Genomic DNA, 19,260 nt, shown 5'->3' on the forward strand with positions numbered 1-19,260 from the left:
ATATGCGCCAAAGGAAATAAATCTTCAGCGTCAAAGACACTTATTCACCTGTTGATGGAGTCAGGTCATCAGCACAGCCTGTATTTCCAGTCAATCAGGAGTGCAGCATCAAGGTAAGGAATGCGGAACTAGCAAGGCCAGTTGCTCTGGCGTCAGATAACACCATTCGCCCTCTTCCAGCTCAAGCGAATCCAGCGTTAGCTGACCAATCGCCGTGCGGCGCAAGAAGGAGCAATGGTTACCGGCAGCCGCCAGCATACGTTTAACCTGATGATATTTACCTTGTTCCAGTATGATTTCTATTGAGTTGGTATCAAGTTGGCGACATAACAGGGCTGCCAGCGGTGCTGGCTCATCGTGCAGTTGTACACCTGCCAGCAACGCATTCACCAGTTCTGCTGTGACTGGATCAGCTGTCGTGGCAACATAGACCTTGGGAATATGTCGCTTCGGCGAGGATTGAGAATGAATGAAAGGGCCATCATCTGACATCAGCAACATACCCGTCGTATCATGATCGAGACGTCCGACAGGTTGCACATCCCGCCAACTGAACTGTTCAGGCAACAGGGTCAGAACACCAGGATGATGACTAGGTTTGCGTGAACATTCAAAATTGGCTGGCTTATTCAAGACAATATAAAGGTGCTCACGATATTCCCATTCTTCATCGAAGATATGGAAACGCAGGCCATCTGTTTCGATGGCTTGTTTGTATTGACGTACAACCTCACCAGCGATACTGACTTCACCATCTTCTATCAGCTCACGACAATATTTGCGGGTACCAAAGCCCTGCGATTGCAGGATACGATCTAGGGATAATTTACTCATAATGCGACTGTATCAGATGATGTGGCCAGAATGCCAGCGAGTGTAACGAAGTGAACCAAAGAATTGTCAAAGCACAGATTGGCTTCAGTGTTCAGCTTTGCTTCGAATGAGTGACTTTGGGTGAGCATGGCAGAGTGATTTTAAAGGTGGTACCTTGACCAAATTCACTCTCGACGATGATATTCCCGCCCAAAACGCCGGTGACCAGATTGTAGACAATATTCAGACCTAAACCGCTTCCGCCTTGTCCAAGACGTGTAGTGAAGAAGGGATCAAAGACACGTCCCAGATTATCAGACGGAATACCTTTGCCATTATCTTTAATGACCAGCTCGACCATATCATCATTCAGTAACCGCGCCTGAATGGTCACCAGTCCTCTGACATCGCCATCGAAAGCGTGGATAAACGCGTTATTGATTAAGTTTGTCAGTACCTGACCCAATGAGCCTGGATAACTGTCCATGCGGATTTTAGGCGGTATACTACAATTGACTTCGTGGCGGGTTTTTCTGATCATCGGCCCCAGTGTGACTACAACTTCTGTCAGCATTTCATCGAGATCAAACACGCGGCGATTCGCACTGGTACGATCAACAGCCACTTGTTTAAAGCTGATCACCAATTCAGATGCTTTGCTCAGATTGCGCATCAGAATATCTGTCCCCATTTTTGCACTCGTCAGATATTCTTCCAGTGTTGAGCGACGTAAGCCCTGAGCAAATGTTTTCATTAACTCATCTGTGTGCTGCTGCAACGTACTGGCAATTGTCACACTGTTACCAATCGGCGTATTAAGTTCATGTGCAATACCTGCGACCAGAGAACCAAGCGCTGCCATTTTTTCTGTTCTCAGCAATTCTCTTTGCGCACGCTGCAAATTCTCAAGCACCACCGTCAACTCGCTATTCGCTACTTCCAATGCCTTGGTGCGCTCCGAAACGCGCCTTTCCAGCGTGGTATTCATATTACGAATATCCTGCTCATTCTGACGTTTTTCGGTGATATCTTCCTGTACCAAAATCAGCATAGGCTCATCACCGAATTTGACCGTGCGACCAGAAATCTGGCACAGCAACAACTTTTCTTCAAAACCGCAGCGTAGCCAAGCTTCGTAATCGTGGATTTCACCGTCACGCTCAATGATACGCAACACTTCAGCCAGATCATCCGGATTACGCCAAAGATCATTCTGTGCCTCGACGCTTCCCAAAATTGCATCATGCGACCACGCAAACTGCCGCACCCAGGCATCATTCACATCGATCATGACAAAACGCTGGGATTTACGCATAACGGCCATCGCCACTGGTGAGGCCTGAAAAATAGCGATAAATTTTTCTTCCGTCAGTCGCAATGCCTGCTCAGCACGCAAACGATCATTTAATTCTTGCTGCAAGGTAACGTTGTGCAGTTCCCGCTCCGTGATCAGATGACCCAGATTCAGGCGCATACGATCCAGCCCCTGAGCAAGAATACCAATTTCGTCCTCTCGCTTCCATTCCAGTGCCTGATCCAGCTTGCCTCTGGCGAGCTGTGCGGTGGCCACTTGCAGCTCGTGCAGCGGTTGAACAATACGCTGCTCAAACAAGCGCCAGATAAAGATAAAAGAAATAATCACCTGCACGGCTAATGCCGCAACCAGCTTCAGGAAATCGTCCCACAAGGCATGCTCGACATACTCACTCGTCAATTCAATAATGACTTTGCCGATCACCTGATTATTCAGATAGATATTGCGTTCTTCATGAAAAATCTTGGCGCCAGGCGTACGGACTTTTTCATTATGCACAAAGACGTTCTTAGCCTCATCCAGCACCACAACGCTGGTCACTTCTGGTGCACGCATTACCGCCTGCACAAATTGATTTGCCACATCCTTGTCAACATTCCACAACGTGATGCTCATGGCACGAGATAACATGTCGGCATATTGCGACATCGGGTCGCGAACCCGCAACTGCAATTCGCGCTCATAACGGTCATTGATTAAGAAACGACCAAACAATATTGCAGGCAAAATAATTCCAAGCGCCACGCCTAAAACAAGAATTTGCCTTAAAGATAACTTGCGCAATATTGTCCCTGTGTAAAAGTACGATCGACTTATTTAACCTGTTGCTGACGCCATAACTGCATATTGGTGGCAATCAGTTTTCCCATAACATTCTGTTTTTCTAATTTATAAATTGCCTTGGCAATCCGGCCGCGCATGTCAGGCGTATTGCATGGTGATTTATGTGACATCGTCAGATGCAAACCTTCATTGGTGATCGCCGAGCTGATGGCTCTGATACCACCGATATTTAGTTTGGCTGCATAAGCCAACGCCGGATCTTCTTCGTAAATGACATAATCTGCTCTCGACATCGAAAGCATTTTTAATGCCTGCTCCAGGCTAGGCACCATCGATATCTTGAGCGACTCTTTGGCATAACGGTCAAACTGCTCACCAAAACTGTTGTTGATCACCGTAATACCCTGACGCCCGACCAGATCCGACCATTTCTTATACGGAAAGTGATAGGTCTCTTTGGTCAGAATTACCGTCCGGGTTTCCCTAAATGCAGGATAAAAATAATCCATGTAATCAAGTCTTGGTAAGGTAAAAAATGCACCTGCCAATAAATCGACATGCCCTAATTTAGCTTCTTCCTGAACACGGCCCCACGGGCCAAGATACTTAATTTCAATCGTCACGCCCAGCTCTTTCGCCAGCAACTGCATCAGATCAGCATTTGCGCCGATCAGATGATTTTCATCTTTGGGATCGCGCCACAGATAAGGAGGATATTCAGGATTCCCGGTTGCACTGAGATTTTTACAGGCCTCATTAGCAGAAACCTGCGAACTGAGCACGCAGGTAAATACGAGAAATATTGCGCACACCCAGCGCAATATCGTCGATGTTGCGAGACTACCGTATGTACTCATGAGCAACCTTTTATCCCTGCAACACGTTTAGACGAACTAGTCTAACTGCTGCTACAACACTTGGCAAGAAATCGGAAGAGAAATGAAAACGATTGCAGCACCCACAAAGTCATCCTGTCACAATGCCATTGCGGGTTAGTGTATCGCTATCCAGAGCAGACCGGTCACGTAAGCAAATCAGCGTCTGACGATAGTATTTCCATTGTTTTTTACCAGATCACCAGAGATTAAACCTGGCTCATGATCAAACTGAAATGAGTTTTTACTGCCGTTGTCATATTGCACGGTCACAGTCCAGACTTTACTGGATTTCACTCTTTGTTCGATTTTATGCCCGGCAAACGCACCGCCAGCTGCTCCAGCAATCGTGGCCAGGTCACGCCCGGTGCCCCCACCGACTTGATTGCCCAGCAACGCTCCAGCCACACCGCCCGCAATCACGCCCAACGCGCTGCCATCACCTTCTTTATCGCTCACATCTACAGCGATGACCTTACCGCAGTCTGCACACATTGGCTCCGATTTGCTACTGAGAGGCTTTACAGCAGTCTGAGTGGCGTTTGCTTTTGCGGTAGCGAGTGCATTGTTATATTCCGTTTTGGCGTCGCGCAGACATTGCATGCGGGATGCAGAACTGGTTTCGTCTGCACAGAGTTTTTTATCATCGGCATATCTGGTCGCAGCACGTTTGCTATCTTCTGCATACTGCTGTTTGTTCAACGAACCTTGTGCCCATGCACTGCTGGTGGCAACAAACATCATGCTGATTAAAAATAATTTTTTTTTCATTATCAAACTCCTGAAAAATAGGAAAACGGCAATACAAAAGGCTCCGTCAATACGATTAAGACTCGCACGTGTGAAGAAACGGAGTTGAATAAACTATTTGTCATTCCATCCGACTTATAAGTTGAATGGCGAATTTCGGCAAATATGGGCAAGATCATGCACGATCAGTGACACGATTTTATTCCTCATATCAGATAACGGCTCAAAATGTATTTCGATTACTGGATTTGCAATTTATCACGATTACTATCATGCAACAAAAAAACCCGCCAATCAGGCGGGTTTTATTTAAAAAATAACAGTCATAGCTTGGAACGAATCAACGTACCCAGTTTTTTTATTCCCTCATGAATACGTTCTGGCGAGACCGTGACGAACGACAGGCGCAAGGTATTCGTTTCCGGATTGTTGGCATAAAACGGAGCGCCAGGGACAAACGCGACATTCTGCTGAATGGCTTCCGCTAACAACTGATTGCTATCGATATGTCGCGGCAGAGTCACCCAGATGAACATTCCCCCTTCAGGCCGCGTCCATTCCACTCCCTGAGGAAAATATTGGCTCATCGCATCAAGCATCACCTGACATTGCTTGGCATAGAATGTACGAATCGTCGGGATATGCTGTCCCAGGAATCCATCCTTGATAACTTCATACACCACCATTTGCGTCAATTGTGCGGTATGCAGATCGGCGGCTTGTTTGGCCTGCTCTAATTTACGGATCAGTGTCGCCGGGCCGACAACATATCCAAGTCGGATACCTGGCGTCAGGACTTTAGAAAAAGATCCCATGTAAATCACGCCAGCCGGGTTCATATTCAGCATTTTCGGCAAAGGTTCACCTGTGTAACACAGGTCGCCATAAGGATTGTCCTCGACCAGCGGAATACCCATGCGGGCACAAGTTTCCACCAGCTCAACGCGGCGTTCCATAGGCAATGTACGACCAGTAGGATTCTGGAAGTTTGGCAATGCATACATCAGGCGAGCCCCCTCACCTTTCGCTGCAACCGAAGCCGGGATCAAACCATGCTCATCGGTATCGACGGATTCAAACTTTGGCTGATAAACGGAAAATGCCTGCAACGCACCAAGATAGCTGGGAGTTTCGACCAATACTTTGCTGCCCTCATCAACAAGCACTTTGCCCAACAAATCCAGCCCTTGTTGCGATCCGGAAACCATCAGGATTTGTTCCGGCAAAATCTGTGAACCATTGACAGACAGAGAGTCAGCCAGATACTCGCGCAACGGTGCATAGCCATCTGTAGGGCCGTATTGCAATGCTGACTTGCCTTGCTGCGATAACACTTTGTCGAAAGCGGCCTGCATGCGTTCAACAGGGAAAGTTTCTGGAGATGGCAAGCCGCCTGCAAATGAAATCACTTCCGGACGCATGGTCACCTTCAGGATTTCGCGAATGGCCGAACTTTGCAGTTGTTCTGCCCGTTCAGAAAATTTCCATTCAATCGGTGTCGGATTTTCAAGTTTCATGCTGTTCTCACTAGAAGTATGGCGACCTGCTTCATGAAACAGGTCGATATTGGCAAAGTCTGCACCATCCTCAATACAATAATCATTCAATGATGGTGCAAAGGCAGATGAAGACGAACAGATCAGGCGATTTCAGCGATCAGTTCGATTTCTACGCATGCACCCATCGGGATTTGTGCCACGCCAAAAGCGGAACGGGCATGCTTGCCTTTCTCACCAAAAATTTCACCAAACAACTCAGATGCGCCGTTTGTCACCAGATGTTGTTCAGTGTAGTCGCCAGTAGAATTCACCAAACTCATGACTTTAACGATGCGCTGAACGCGATTCAGATCGCCGCCGCAAGCTGCCTGCAATGTGGCAATCAAATCAATCGCTACTGCGCGTGCTGCCAGCTTACCTTCTTCGGTAGTGATATTTTTACCTAACTGTCCAACCCATACTTTGCCGTCTTTTTTGGCAATGTGACCAGACAAAAACACAGTATTGCCAGTCTGGGCATACATGACATACGCCGCTGCAGGTGCAGCAACTGCAGGCAATTCAATATTCAACGCTTGTAATTTTTCGTAAAAAGACATATTTTTTCCAAAGAAAAGTATGCCAGCCCTCACTGACACACAGAAATTAAATGATGATGGCTACGCTGATCATGCATGGTGTAAACACCTGCGCGGCCCCTCTCAGAAAAGCAAGCATATCTGAGTGGCCATACCTGCCAATACTGCTATTGGCCGACGTTGCTGGAATTGCTGGCATTACCCATTAATTCCTCAATAATCGCGTGCTTATAGTTATTCATCGCTTACAGGATGTGAATATCCTGAACAGACACGTATTGTATGCCTGCCCCATCACGATTAACACCCCCAAAATCGAAACGATGTATTGATTTAATTTGGAGGAAATCATCATTTTCTCCATCCTACCGTCGAATATTCATGCGACGGCCAATCGCCACAATACCGATCACAGCAATCGCAAACCCGATGTTCATCCAGCTTAAACCTTCCCCCAAAAGGACTGCCGCGCCTAACAAAGATAAAAATGGTTGCAATAACTGAACCTGCCCCACTCTGGCAATCCCTCCCATTGCCAGTCCCTTGTACCAGAATAAAAATCCGATAAACATCGAAAATACCGAAACATAGGCAAACCCAAACCAGGCCTTCCCTGAGGCCGCCAGGCCGTAATGCAGTGCCAGCCATATTGTCAGTGGCAGCAGAACAGGCATACTGATCACTAATGCCCAGCAAATCACTCGCTGCCCGCCCATGACCTGCGACAGACGCCCGCCCTCCGCATAGCCCATGGACGCTGCAATCACCGCACCAAACAGTGCCAGATCAGCCCATTGAAATTCACCAGCGCCCTGTATCAACGCAAACACCACAACCAGGGCGCTGCCAATAATAGCCATCGTCCAGAAACCCACAGAAGGTCGCTCGTGAAAACGCAGGGCAGCAAATAAGGCCGTCCCCAAAGGTAAGATGCCTAACACGATCGCCCCATGCATCGCCGGCACATGCTGCATAGCCAGCGATGTCAGCAGCGGAAAGCCGATCACGACACCAACCGCGATGATCAGCAGCGCCCGTAATTGCTGGCGATCAGGCCTGACTGCTTTTTGCATATACAACAATGCAGCGGATAATCCGGCGGCGACAACTGCGCGTCCCAATGCCACAAAAACAGGATGCAACTCGGCAACCGCCATGCGTGTGAAGGGTAAAGTCAGGCTGAAAATGGCGACACCCGCCAGCCCCAGCCACATTCCACGTGTTTCCTGATGCGTCGTCATGCTCATCAATTCATCTCCTCTGAATTTTTTATAGACATCAGACCGCCAAAGACAATGCCGAATGAGGCTGAGTCAATGTCAATCCTGTCAATAAGGCAGTACTGTGCTGATCAATGCGTATCAGATCAAGCTGACAATCATTTCGATCATGACCACGAGCCACATCGGCCTCAATAACTAACAAACGTGATTTGGGAACATGCAGATGGTCGCCCGCTCGCAACCAGTAATCGTTCGTATCAGCTTCGACTGTCACCCAAACCAGCCCGGAGCGAATGCAGACACAGATCATCTCCTCAGATGTCACGGCATATACGGCACCTGCGGCAAGATGAAGTTGAGTAATCGGTTCTGTTGTCTGCATAATAGCTCCTGTTGTAGTTGGCATACGCCTGAAAACACTGCCTGCTTACCACTGTCTGCTGACAGTGAGCATCCATTGGCATAAAAAGTATCTTCGTGCTTTTTGATGAGTGTTTGTGCTATCCTAAACGCAAAAACCGGTACAGTACCAGTACACTAAAAACGATAATTTTCTTACTGTTCCGGTCATTTGCCCAATACACACCCGGAGAGCGTTGATGCAGACACCCACTTTTTACATTTCCCGCGACTCAGGTGATTCATTGGTGGAACAGATTTTTCATGCAGTTGCCAACCGCATTGACGACAAACTCCTGCGCACCGGCGCCCGTATGCCATCCATCCGGCAGTTTGCGGATGAACAGAAAGTGTCGCGTTTTACGGTGGTGGAAGCCTACGATAGGCTGGTTGCCAAGGGCTATCTGGAATCACGGCGCGGCGCTGGTTTTTTTGTCCGTGAACGGGCATCAATGCTGCATCAGGCCCCCGTCAGCACACAATTAGTACCCTCCTCGCAACAACTCGATGTCGTCTGGCTAGTACGCAATATGTTCCGCCAGTTACCGCCTCACAAAATGCCCGGTTCCGGCGTTCTGCCGCATGACTGGCTTGATGGCGATCTGGTGGCAAATGGCCTGCGCTCCATCAGCCGATTGAATCAGAATTTATTGTTGCACTACGGCACACCCCAAGGGTTTTTACCTTTGCGACAACAGCTGCAACTAAAACTGGCTGAACTGGAAATTGCCGCGACGCCAGAACAAATTCTGACCAGCTCCGGCGTGACGCAGGCACTTGATCTGGTGGCACGCGAGTTTACACAGCCCGGCGACACCATTTTTGTCGATGATCCTGCCTGGTTTCTGATGTTTGCGTCCTTTGCCATATTGGGTGTGAAGGTCATTGGCATTCCACGCCTGCATGACGGCCCGGATGTTGCCAAACTGGCAGAACTGGCCGCTTTACATAAACCTAAGCTGTATATCATCAATTCAGTGATGCATAATCCGACCTCAACGTCGTTGTCGGCAGCAAAAGCGTTTCAGGTGCTGAAAACCGCTGAAGAACACGACTTCATGATCGTGGAAGATGACATCTATTGCGATATGCATCCTGGCCCCGCAGTGCAGGCAGCAACCCGCATCGCGGCGCTTGATCAGTTAAAACGGGTGATTTATCTGGGCGGTTTTTCCAAAACACTCGCCGCCAATCTGCGTGTCGGCTTCATCGCAACGTCGCACGATCTGGCGATACGCTTGTCCGACCGGAAAATGCTGTCTACGCTGACAACCACCGAAATCGGTGAGCGGGTGGTGTATAAAATTCTCTCCGAAGGACATTATCGCAAACATGCTGACCGCATCCGCGTCAAACTCGACAGCGTGCGCGATCACACGACAAAACGTCTGGAAAACCTCGGTATGAAAATTGATTACCGAACGCCTGCCGGAATGTTTGTCTGGACCGAAACATTCATGGATACCAATAAGCTGGCTGAAAAAGCCATAGAACAAGGTTATCTGCTGGCGCCCGGCAGCCTGTTCTCCCCAAACCAGCTTCCTTCGACGAAAATGCGAATCAACATCGCCGCCATGTCTGATCCTGGCATCTGGGATTTTCTGCAACGGGAAATGCAGACCTGAAACGGGCAACCACGTCCTCCACCCAGCCATGCATCACGATGCCAGCGATTCGCCACATCGCTGACGATTCCATATCATCAATAGCAACAATGAGTGCAATCAGCGCCTGGAAGCGTTAGCGCGCTTCAGCAGACTGTCTGCGGTATCCGCGCTTTGCAGGCTGGCGACGCCACTGCTGGCAGTAATTTTGATTTCCTTACCATGCACCGCCACGGGCAGTGCAATAACTGTGGCGCAGGTGCGTTGTGCAATTTTTTCTGCTGCTACGCCATCCGCCTCTGGCAACATCAAACAAAACTCATCAGCGCCATAACGTGCAAGGCAATCATGGCTACGCATGACCCGATGAATCCGCCGGGTCACTTCCACCAGTATCACGTCACCTGCCTGCGGCCCTTGTGTCTGGATAATTTCCTTAAAATTCTCTATCTGTATCATCAGCACCGACAAAGTACCTCCTTGCCTCACATGCTGTTGCACCTGTGCATCAGCCATACGCATAAATTCCCGCCAGTTGGCAACACCGGTCACAGGGTCAGTGCTCGCCTGTTTGTCTATTGCCTGTTCAGCACTCAACAATTTACGGCGATAACGATGCACATAACTGGCAATAGCATGTCCCGTAATGGCGGATGCCGGTAACATCAATGCAGCGCTGGCTGCATACGTAAACACTTCCGACTGCTTATAAAACAACAGCAGCACGGAGGCGATTACAAAACCCGCTACCGGAGGCCGCAGCATCGCTAACGGCAGTGGCACGACGATGAATGTCATCAGGCTGACCCAGATATCGACCATGTAATGTCCATAGTAATCACGAGGCAGACTCGCATTACTGATGAATTGCATCAGAAAGATCAACACCATCCAACGAAAAATTCCCTGATCCAATTCCGGAGAATGCGTCGCTCGTCCCAATTCACTTAATAGCCGCCATGAAAAGGCAAATACAGCAGCACGCATCAGCAGCAACATACTCAGCCAGACGCCAAGGGAATGAAAGCTGATATCCACCAATACCAGTGGCACAAACGCCCACATCGCCACACGCACAACCTTGCGCGCTTGCGCCCGGTCCTGCTTCTGGTAATGCGCCCGGTAATGTTCTTCGCTGACGTCTTTATAAAACATGTGTCCGTTTACCTTTACTGAATCAGGACTGACGCAAAACCGCCCCAGCAGGGTGATGACTCCTTACTGTACAAGCTCCGTACAAATGCACACTGCCTTCGTCTGTCTTGCCAGGACAATGTTGCATCAGCCCTATGAATATTTAAATAGCCACGACAATGATCAACAATATTGCCATCATCACATCAATATACATCTGCCACCCCGCCTCTGTGCGGCCTCAGAGTAGTATCAGAAGCGATATCTATGCTACATTCACGTCCTGACTTTCTCTCGATCTGCGACGGCATCATGTCTCTGGACTCCATATCAGCAAACGATTTCTGCACTGGCACGTTGCCAGTTTGCGGCCTGAGCGTTGCTGATTTTCTGGCACATTCAAGACGACATATTGACTGTTGTTGATTCTGCACAATTATCTGCGGTTCTGATCCCGATCAGGTAGCGCAATTAGCTTTCTGCTGCGGCTTCTTCTTATTATTCTTATTTTTACAACATGATGGACATACAGCTTTACGATAACTGGGAACGCCGATTGCGCCCTTTCACACCTTTGCGGAATGACTGGGTCGGACTGTATTGCTGCGGCCCGACCGTGTATGACTACGCACACATCGGCAACCTGCGCACCTATCTGTTTGAAGACATTCTGCGCCGCACGCTCGAATGGAACGGCTACAACGTGCGCCATGTGATCAACATCACCGACGTCGGCCATCTGGTATCCGATGGCGACGATGGCGAAGACAAAATGGAAAAAGGCAGCCGCAAAGCTGGTGAATCGGCATGGCAGATCGCTGACCGTTTCACCATCGCTTTCAAAAACGATCTGAACAGCCTGAACGTGCTAGAACCGGCCATCTGGTGCAAAGCGACTGACCACATTGCCGAGCAGATTGATTTCATCTCTTGCATAGAAAAAAACGGCTACACCTATCGCACCAGCGACGGTATTTATTTCGACACCAGCAAGCAGGATGACTACGGCTATCTGGCACGTATCAAACGCGATGCGATCAAGGCAGGCAGCCGCGTGGAGCTTGGTGAAAAACGCCATGCCACCGATTTCGCGTTATGGAAATTCAGCCCTGAAGGCGAACAGCGCCAGATGGAATGGGATAGCCCGTGGGGACGCGGTTTTCCGGGCTGGCATATCGAATGCTCGGCGATGTCGGCCAAATATCTGACGCCGTGGTTCGACATTCATTGCGGTGGCGAAGATCACATCGCGATTCATCACAGCAATGAGATCGCACAGAATCAGGCTTGCCACGGCACCCGTCTGGCGAACTTCTGGATGCATGGTTATTTCCTGCAAATCGATTCCGGCAAAATGTCGAAATCGAGCGGCGATTTCCTGCGTCTGCAAACCCTGCTTGACCAGCATATCGATCCGCTGGCCTATCGCTATCTGTGCCTGACTGCACATTACCGCAGCCAGATGCAATTCAGTTTTGAGGCTTTGCTATCAGCGCAAACCGCCTTGCAGCGTCTGCGCGACACGTTTTATGCATGGCCAGCTGGCGGCAGCGTCAATGCCGGATTCAAAGAAAAATTCACCACGTTTGTGAATGAAGATCTGAACGTGCCGCGTGCATTGGCATTGGTCTGGGAAATGCTGAAAGCAGATCTCAGCGATGCCGATAAAAAAGCGACGGTTGCTGAATTTGATCGCGTCTTTGGACTCGGGCTCGCCAACTGGGAACCGCGCGCATTGGAAATTCCTGCCGAAGTACAAAGCCTTGCCGATCAACGCCTCGCCGCCCGCGCCGCCAAGAACTGGGCGGAAGCCGATCGCCTGCGCGCTGAACTGCATGCACTCGGATTCGAGGTCGAAGATAAAGCAGGCAGCATGAATATCAAGCGTTTGTAATCTTCTGTATCAGCATCAATATCAGTTTGAGTTATAAAAAAGCACCGTGACTTTACTGTCCGGTGCTTTTTGTTATACAAAGCGGGCTGCATCATTTGATTGATGTGAGCCGCTTTTTACGTCTCGGTTTCCTGCAATAATTGCTTCGCCACGGCAGCGATGTGGCTGGCATCCACGCCGAAAAACTCGCGCAGTGCCTGACGTGTATCGCTGCGACCAAAACCATCCGTTCCCAGCGTCAGATAACGGCGGCTTCGCGGCAAGTAGGCGCGGATGCTTTCCGGTACAGCACGCACATAGTCGCTGGCAGCGATGATAGGGCCACGAGTCCGGGACAATTGTTGCTCGACAAAAGAGGATGTCTTTAACACCGGATTCTGCAAATACATTTGCTCGACCAGTGCACCATCACGCGCCAGTTCGCTCCAACTGGTCACGCTGACGATGTCAACATGCACACCGGCATCTGCCAATTGTTGCGCAGCCTGAAGCACTTCCATCAGGATGGCACCAGAACCGAGCAAAGTCACAGCGGGCGCATCCGGTGCTGTACTGCCCAGACTGTCGAGCAGATAACAGCCACGAATAATGTGATCTTCTTCCTCGACGGAGACATCGCGTTGAGCATAGTTTTCGTTCATCAGCGTGATGTAGTAGAACACGTCTTGTTCTTCGATCAGCATCGCGCGCATACCGCGGTCAAGTATCACTGCCAGCTCACCTGCGAAAGCCGGATCGTAAGCTTTGCAGTTGGGAATCGTCGCTGCGACCAGATGGCTGGAACCATCCTGATGTTGCAATCCTTCTCCGCCTAACGTCGTGCGACCAGAAGTTGCACCCAGCAGAAAGCCGCGTGAACGCTGATCGGCTGCCGCCCAGATAGCATCGCCGACACGCTGAAAACCGAACATGCTGTAGTAAATATAAAACGGCAGCATCGCCAGACCATGCACGCTGTAGCTGGTCGCCGCCGCCGTCCAGCTGGCAATGGCTCCGGCTTCGCTAATGCCTTCTTCCAGTATCTGCCCATCCATCGCTTCACGATAACTCAATACCGAACCGATATCTTCCGGTGCATACCGTTGTCCGACGCTGGAATAAATGCCGACTTGCTTGAACAGATTCGCCATACCGAAGGTACGCGCCTCATCCGCTACGATAGGGACAATGCGCGGCCCCAATTGCGGGTCTTTCAGCAAATTGCCGAGGATGCGCACGAAGGCCATCGTCGTGCTCATTTCCTTGCCGCCCGGTTGCAGGGCAAATCCGCCATACGCCGACAAATCCGGTACTGGTATCGTATCGGCTTTGCTTTGACGGGCTGGAAGGAATCCGCCCAGTGTGTCGCGCCGAGCGTGCAGATAACGCATTTCCGGACTGTCGGAATCAGGCTTGAAGAACTCCAGATTCATCGCTTGCTGATCGGTGAGCGGTAAATGAAAACGATCACGGAATGCGATCAACTCATCCGCATCCAATTTTTTCTGGCTGTGCGTCGTCATCTTGCCCTGTCCGGCAGTACCCATACCGTAACCTTTTTTGGTATGAGCCAGAATCACGGTTGGCTGCCCCTGATGTTGTTGTGCAGCAGCATAGGCGGCAAAAATCTTGACTGGATCATGACCCCCTCGTTTGAGTTTGTCGATCTGCTCATCGGTCATACCTTGTGCCAAGGCGGCCAACGCCGGATTTTGTCCGAAAAAATGCTCACGATTGAAACTACCGTCTTTTGCTGCAAACGTCTGCATCTGACCATCGACAGTCTCGCCCAGTGCCTGTTGTAATGCACCGTCACTGTCACGTGCCAGCAGACCATCCCAATCTGAACCCCAGACCAATTTGATGACATTCCAGCCTGCGCCGGAAAACAAACGTTCAAGCTCATCGATAATGCGACCATTACCACGTACCGGACCATCAAGGCGTTGCAGATTGCAATTCACCACCCAGACGAGATTGTCTAAATTCTCGCGTGCTGCCAGCGTCAGTGCGCTCATGGATTCCGGTTCATCCATTTCGCCGTCGCCAAAAACGCCCCAGACTTTACGCTCTTTGCAGTCCAATAACTGGCGATGCGTCAGATAGCGCATAAAGCGCGCATGATAAATCGAACTGATCGGCCCCAGTCCCATGGAACCAGTAGGAAACTGCCAAAAATCCGGCATCAGCCAAGGATGCGGATAACTACTCAGACCACGGGCACCGTTGTTCTGCGCGACGATTTCCTGGCGGTAGTGCATTAAATCCTGCTCGCTTAAACGACCTTCAAGAAATGCCCGTGCGTAGACACCGGGCGCGCTGTGCGGCTGAAAAAAAACCAGATCACCGCCGTGCTCTGTATTACGCGCATGAAAAAAATGATGGAAGCCTGTTTCAAATAAATCTGCTGCGCTGGCATAACTGGCGACATGTCCGCCAAGCTCGCCATAAGCCTGATTGGCTCGCACCACCATCGCCAACGCATTCCAGCGAATGATTGCGCCCAGTTTTTCTTCCAGCGCCAGGTCACCGGCAAAAGGGGCTTGCTGATCAACACCTATCGTATTGCGATACGGCGTATTCAGGTTGGCCTTCCAATGCAAGCGGGCACTATGCGCCTGTTGCACCAGCATCGTCAGCATCTGACGTGCGCGCTGAGGTCCTGCTGCGGCGATCAGAGAGTCAAAGGCAGCCTGCCATTCTGCCGTTTCCTGTGGATCAGGATCGATCTCGGGCATTGAATCTGGAGCGACATTCGCTTGCATGTTGTTCTCCCCGGATTAATTACGCAACTGATCAAGTGCCTGATGAATATCAGCCAGAATATCATCGACTTCTTCCAGACCGACTGACAAGCGAACCAAGCCATCAGTAATGCCGTGTGCGGCACGCTCTTCGGGTGTGTAAGTCGAATGCGTCATGCTGGCAGGATGTTGTGCCAGTGATTCTGCGTCGCCGAGACTGACTGCGCGCGTGATCAATTTCAATGCGTCCATAAAACGAATCGCTGCCTGCATACCGCCTTTCAGCTCAAATGCGATCATGCCGCCGTAACGCTTCATTTGACGCTTTGCGAGTTCATGCTGTGGGAAGCTGGCAAGACCAGGGAAATGCACGACTTCCGTTTGCGGATGCGCCTCTAATGCTTGCGCCACAATTTCGGCACTATCACAATGACGTTCCAGACGCAGTGCCAGCGTTTTCAGACCACGCATAATCAGATGCGCGTCTTGTGCCGACATGACAGCACCGGTCATGTCTTTCAAACCATAGAGCCTGACATGCATGGCGAGTTCTGCGTCGGCAAAGACAGCGATACCTGCGGTCAGGTCACCATGACCACCGAGATATTTGGTCGCTGAATGGACAACAGCATCAGCCCCCAGCACCAATGGCAATTGCAGGTAAGGCGTGCAATACGTATTATCGACCACGACCTTGGCCGTATGTTGTCGCGCCAATGCGCACACGGCAGCGATATCGACCATGCGCATATTCGGATTGGCAGGCGTTTCAAAATACAGGACTCGGTTTGCGCCGGTGCTTTGTTGAAGCGCTGCCGATAAAGCATTCAGATCAGACATATCAACGTAACGGATATTGACACCGAAACGCGCCAGTCCATGATTAAAAAATGAGAACGTGCAGCCATACAAGGTGATGTCAGCAATCAGATCATCACCAGGTTGCAACATACTCCACAGCGTCGCAGTCACCGCACCCATGCCAGAGCCAAAAGCGACCGCGCCCGCACCCTGCTCCAGACTGGCCATACGGGTTTCCAGCAATGCCAGTGTAGGATTGGAAATGCGCGTGTAAAAATGACCTGGTTCTTCGCCGGCAAAACAGCGTCCACCGTAAGCCACATCCGGAAACGCGAAGGTTGCTGTTGCATAAATTGGCGGCACCAGCGCGCCATGATGGTCTTGTGGCTGATATCCCAGATGGATAGCGCGTGTGCTGAAACCCGCCTCGCGCTGCGCGCTTGTCGGTGCTGCGTCTGTGGATGGGGAAACTTCGCAGGAAACGGAATTCGACTGATGCGACTGATGCGACTGATGCATATAACACCTCATGGAAACGGGAAAATAGAAAGCCGGCTGAAAACTTTGCCTGCAATGTTTGCCCGACCACTTTGTTATTCGTCGGGACTAACACAACATGTTCCAGCGATGTGATGACGCCTTACTGGAACGATGTTGCGTAAGCCCTGTTCATGCTGTGCATGTTACTTTGTGTGTGTCGCGGCCTGATTATTTTCTGGCAAAAGCCGAGAATAAATTTGGTAAAATCAGTGAATAAATAATACGTATTTAGAAAATTTATCTAAAAATATACCTAGCCTTGGAAGAATTCACCCTTGAAGAATTTTGACGCCACTGATCGCAAGATTTTACTGTGCCTGCAACAGGATGCCCGCCAGACAATGGCGGAGTTGGCCGAACAAGTCTCGCTGTCGCAATCACCCTGTTGGCGACGCGTGCATCAATTGGAAGAATCCGGCGTGATCGAGGGCTACCATGCGCATCTGAACCGGCAACGTCTCGGCTTTGGTACCACGGGATTTATCCACATACAAATGGAGAACCATACTCCGGAGCGGATACTGGCGTTTGAGCGCGAAGTTGCTGCGTTACCGCAGGTCGTCTGTTGCGTGAATTTATCCGGTCACTACGACTATATGCTGGAAGTCATCGCGGCTGATCTGGAAGCGTTTTCGCATCTGGTGCACTATCAAATCCGCTGTCTGCCCGGAGTCAAAGAAATCTCCACCAGCTTCGTCATGAAAGAAGTGAAGCGTACCGGAATTATTCCACTGAAGTAAATCAGCGCACGACAAACGCACGCTGCATCATCAAACTCATTTGCCGTAGCGTGTCATATTCCCGCACATCAGATATGGCGGGAATATAGGAATACGGCATGCCATAGCGTATCCATCATGTCGGCTTTTTTCGAAGGCCGAATAGATCCATCATAATCCTCGCGCAACAGCACTAAGCCGGGTAATGTCGTTAATCAAAAATGAGGGAACACAGGCAAGGTGTTCCGATGGCTTGGCCGGACAATCCGTCAGCTCCGTCAATGATGGTGCGACACGTTTTGTCATAGTATGAAACGCTAAATCGGTATTGGCATACGGAACGGTCGTATCATCCCGTCCATGAAAAAACTGAATCGGTGATTGTGGTGTCCAGTCATAGACATTGCTTTGTACAGTGATGCTGGAATAGTCATCATTGAGAAAATTGTCTAAAAATGTCGGATCGAAACTGATATCACTTTGAGTGCCCAAAGCTGACAACAGCAACAGATTGCGCACATTCGCCCTGTCATTGGCCCCTAATATTTTCAGAAACCCCGGACTGATCAGCGCGCCAAGGATGGGGTTATCCTTTCGAATGGCGTCCAGTGTGGCGTTCAATGTCAACACCACGTCATACGGGCCAGCGCCGATATAGGTGCTGACTGGCAGTATGGTGCTTGCCGTCTTATTTTGCGTCAGCAAACGCAGCGTCGCCATCGACGCATAAGCACCCTCTGAATAGCCTGTTAAAAACACCTGGCCATTGTCAGCGATTGCTTTCATCTGACGCCAGCGCGAAGTCGCCGTCATGAAATCAATCACAGAAACGGCGGTCGGCGTCGCCAGCAAATACGGGTGCGGTAATCCTTTGCTTGCGCCATAACCGACATAATCAGTAGCACTGACCAGATAACCGAGCGAGGCAAACAACACCGCAGGTTCATCCGCCGTGGCATGATTACTTGGTGCGCCAGCATCGATTTTGATCGTCGCGTGCTGGTAGCTCAATACTGGGCTGGCAATGCTCGTGGCCTTGCGCGGAATAGCCGCCAAACCGGAGGCAATCACACTGCGCCCAGCAGCGTCAGTCGTTGTGTAAGTAATCTTGTATGTGTCAACGGAATACAGTGGTTTCACTGCGGCAGCCACGTCTGTCGGAAGCGCAGCGGCGACGTCTGCGACATTGACGGTTTTAATAAAAGTCGCCGCCTCAAAGTGCCCGCTCCCCAAGGGATTAGCTACGTCTGGCGTGACCACGGGCGTAACAGGAGCATTGGAAGAACCGCCGCCACAGCCAGCGACGAGTGCGGACATCAACGTAGTTATCGTCAATATTTTACTGAGAGAAACGCTGCGTAAAAAATGGGACTTCATATTCGCTCCAATCAGGTCAGGCAATCTGGGGTCATTCTTTTGCCATCCACTACATGAGACAAGAAATGATACCGACACAAAGGAAGAACTCAGTGCGCCAGCGATCATCGATTCGGCAGTACATTGTATAGCCAGTATATAGCCGATCATGACGACTACAATGATTACGACAATATTCACTGCTTTGCTTTCATCTAATGAATGGATCTCACGTGGATGCACGTGATTTAAAA

Annotated in this window: 15 protein-coding genes; 3 read left to right on the forward strand and 12 right to left on the reverse strand. The window is 50.1% G+C overall.

Translation table 11 applies throughout. The features are described 5' to 3' along the window. Positions 1-108: 108 nt before the first annotated feature. The 8 genes from ACO0LB_RS04070 to ACO0LB_RS04105 form a co-directional block, all read right to left on the reverse strand. Positions 109-834, reverse strand: coding sequence for a pseudouridine synthase (locus ACO0LB_RS04070; protein ID WP_423046754.1), 726 nt, complete (start codon positions 832-834; stop codon positions 109-111). A 91-nt stretch (positions 835-925) separates the two neighbouring features. Further along, entirely contained in the window at positions 926-2,911 is a 1,986-nt protein-coding gene (locus ACO0LB_RS04075; protein ID WP_423046756.1) for an ATP-binding protein, read from the reverse strand. A 29-nt stretch (positions 2,912-2,940) separates the two neighbouring features. Further along, positions 2,941-3,768 carry a substrate-binding periplasmic protein gene (locus ACO0LB_RS04080; RefSeq protein WP_423046758.1) on the reverse strand — a complete coding sequence of 276 codons (828 nt, stop codon included), beginning with the start codon at positions 3,766-3,768 and terminating at the stop codon, positions 2,941-2,943. A gap of 177 nt (positions 3,769-3,945) precedes the next feature. Continuing rightward, positions 3,946-4,557 carry a glycine zipper 2TM domain-containing protein gene (locus ACO0LB_RS04085; RefSeq protein WP_423046760.1) on the reverse strand — a complete coding sequence of 204 codons (612 nt, stop codon included), beginning with the start codon at positions 4,555-4,557 and terminating at the stop codon, positions 3,946-3,948. 302 nt (positions 4,558-4,859) lie between these two features. Continuing rightward, the gene (locus ACO0LB_RS04090; protein ID WP_423046762.1) at positions 4,860-6,053 is read right to left on the reverse strand and encodes a PLP-dependent aminotransferase family protein; all 1,194 of its coding nucleotides are present in this window, start codon (positions 6,051-6,053) and stop codon (positions 4,860-4,862) included. Between the two features lie 122 nt (positions 6,054-6,175). Next, a complete protein-coding gene (locus ACO0LB_RS04095) occupies positions 6,176-6,634 on the reverse strand; it encodes a RidA family protein (protein WP_423046764.1) in 459 nt (152 codons plus the stop codon). 344 nt (positions 6,635-6,978) lie between these two features. Then, the gene (locus tag ACO0LB_RS04100) at positions 6,979-7,860 is read right to left on the reverse strand and encodes a DMT family transporter (RefSeq protein ID WP_423046766.1); all 882 of its coding nucleotides are present in this window, start codon (positions 7,858-7,860) and stop codon (positions 6,979-6,981) included. A gap of 31 nt (positions 7,861-7,891) precedes the next feature. After that, positions 7,892-8,218, reverse strand: coding sequence for a DUF2917 domain-containing protein (locus tag ACO0LB_RS04105; protein WP_423046768.1), 327 nt, complete (start codon positions 8,216-8,218; stop codon positions 7,892-7,894). 217 nt (positions 8,219-8,435) lie between these two features. Between ACO0LB_RS04105 and ACO0LB_RS04110 the strand changes: the two genes are divergently transcribed. After that, positions 8,436-9,860: a PLP-dependent aminotransferase family protein gene (locus ACO0LB_RS04110; protein ID WP_423046770.1), complete on the forward strand. Its 1,425-nt coding sequence runs from the start codon at positions 8,436-8,438 to the stop codon at positions 9,858-9,860. A gap of 99 nt (positions 9,861-9,959) precedes the next feature. Here the strand turns inward: ACO0LB_RS04110 and ACO0LB_RS04115 are convergent, their stop codons facing one another. Beyond that, positions 9,960-10,994: a GGDEF domain-containing protein gene (locus ACO0LB_RS04115; protein WP_423046772.1), complete on the reverse strand. Its 1,035-nt coding sequence runs from the start codon at positions 10,992-10,994 to the stop codon at positions 9,960-9,962. A gap of 499 nt (positions 10,995-11,493) precedes the next feature. Here ACO0LB_RS04115 and cysS point away from each other — a divergent pair, with 499 nt between their 5' ends. Further along, positions 11,494-12,867: a cysteine--tRNA ligase gene (gene cysS / locus ACO0LB_RS04120; protein WP_423047189.1), complete on the forward strand. Its 1,374-nt coding sequence runs from the start codon at positions 11,494-11,496 to the stop codon at positions 12,865-12,867. 116 nt (positions 12,868-12,983) lie between these two features. Here cysS and mdeB read toward each other — a convergent pair whose 3' ends face one another. Next, complete coding sequence (mdeB, locus tag ACO0LB_RS04125; protein ID WP_423046773.1) at positions 12,984-15,611, reverse strand: alpha-ketoglutarate dehydrogenase; 2,628 nt, start codon at positions 15,609-15,611, stop codon at positions 12,984-12,986. A 15-nt stretch (positions 15,612-15,626) separates the two neighbouring features. Next, the gene (locus tag ACO0LB_RS04130) at positions 15,627-16,910 is read right to left on the reverse strand and encodes a methionine gamma-lyase (RefSeq protein WP_423046775.1); all 1,284 of its coding nucleotides are present in this window, start codon (positions 16,908-16,910) and stop codon (positions 15,627-15,629) included. Positions 16,911-17,206: 296 nt separating this feature from the next. Here ACO0LB_RS04130 and ACO0LB_RS04135 point away from each other — a divergent pair, with 296 nt between their 5' ends. After that, entirely contained in the window at positions 17,207-17,671 is a 465-nt protein-coding gene (locus ACO0LB_RS04135; RefSeq protein ID WP_423046777.1) for an Lrp/AsnC family transcriptional regulator, read from the forward strand. Positions 17,672-17,821: 150 nt separating this feature from the next. Here ACO0LB_RS04135 and ACO0LB_RS04140 read toward each other — a convergent pair whose 3' ends face one another. Beyond that, positions 17,822-19,027: an alpha/beta hydrolase family protein gene (locus ACO0LB_RS04140; RefSeq protein WP_423046779.1), complete on the reverse strand. Its 1,206-nt coding sequence runs from the start codon at positions 19,025-19,027 to the stop codon at positions 17,822-17,824. Positions 19,028-19,260 lie beyond the last annotated feature (233 nt).

Origin of the sequence: Undibacterium sp. SXout7W (assembly GCF_049339385.1) — a bacterium.
GTDB lineage: Bacteria > Pseudomonadota > Gammaproteobacteria > Burkholderiales > Burkholderiaceae_D > Undibacterium.